The sequence below is a fragment of the Streptomyces bluensis genome, from assembly GCF_014650715.1.
Taxonomy (GTDB): Bacteria; Actinomycetota; Actinomycetes; order Streptomycetales; family Streptomycetaceae; genus Streptomyces; species Streptomyces bluensis.
This window is the reverse complement of the sequence record NZ_BMVM01000051.1, coordinates 1-923: the sequence shown is the minus strand read 5'-3', so window position 1 is coordinate 923 and position 923 is coordinate 1. Positions and strand designations below refer to the sequence as shown.

Annotated in this window: 1 protein-coding gene; it reads right to left on the bottom strand. The window is 65.9% G+C overall.

Features of this window, described 5'->3' with window-relative positions; genetic code table 11:
• The coding region (locus IE262_RS39050) for a 2-oxoacid:acceptor oxidoreductase family protein (RefSeq protein WP_189880398.1) at nucleotides 1-923 on the bottom strand (923 nt) is incomplete at both ends.

The window sequence follows — 923 nt, the reverse complement described above, 5'->3', positions numbered from 1 at the left end:
ACGGCGAGGCCGATGGTTTCGGATTTCAGGGCGACGCCGGGGCCGGAGGTGGTGGTGACGCCGAGGGAGCCGCCGAAGGCGGCGCCGAGTGCGGCGCCGATGCCGGCGATTTCGTCCTCGGCCTGGAAGGTGCGGACGCCGAAGTTCTTGTGTCTGCTGAGTTCGTGGAGGATGTCGGAGGCGGGGGTGATGGGGTAGGAGCCGAGGAAGAGTGGCAGGTCGGCTTGGTGTGAGGCGGTGATGAGGCCGTAGGCGAGGGCGAGGTTGCCGGAGATGTTGCGGTAGGTGCCGGCGGGGAAGGCGGTGGTGGCGGGGGCGACTTCGTAGGAGACGGCGAAGTCCTCGGTGGTCTCGCCGAAGTTCCAGCCGGCGCGGAAGGCGGCGATGTTCGCGGCTGCGATGTCGGGTTTCTTGGCGAACTTCGTTTTCAGGAATTTCTCGGTGCCTTCGGTGGGCCGGTGGTACATCCAGCTCAGCAGGCCCAGCGCGAACATGTTTTTGGAGCGTTCGGCTTCTTTGCGGGTGAGGGCGAAGTCTTTGAGGGCTTCGACGGTGAGGGTGGTCAGTGGTACGGGGTGGAGGCGGTAGCCGTCGAGGGTGTCGTCGTCGAGTGGGGAGGTGGTGTAGCCGACTTTTTGCAGGGCGCGTTTGGTGAATTCGTCGGTGTTGACGATGATCTCGGCGCCGCGGGGGAGGTCGTTGATGTTGGCTTTGAGGGCGGCGGGGTTCATGGCGACCAGGACGTTGGGGGCGTCGCCGGGGGTGAGGATGTCGTGGTCGGCGAAGTGGAGCTGGAACGAGGACACTCCTGGCAGGGTGCCTGCTGGGGCGCGGATCTCGGCGGGGAAGTTCGGCAGGGTGGACAGGTCGTTGCCGAACGAGGCGGTTTCCGAGGTGAAGCGGTCACCGGTGAGTTGCATGCC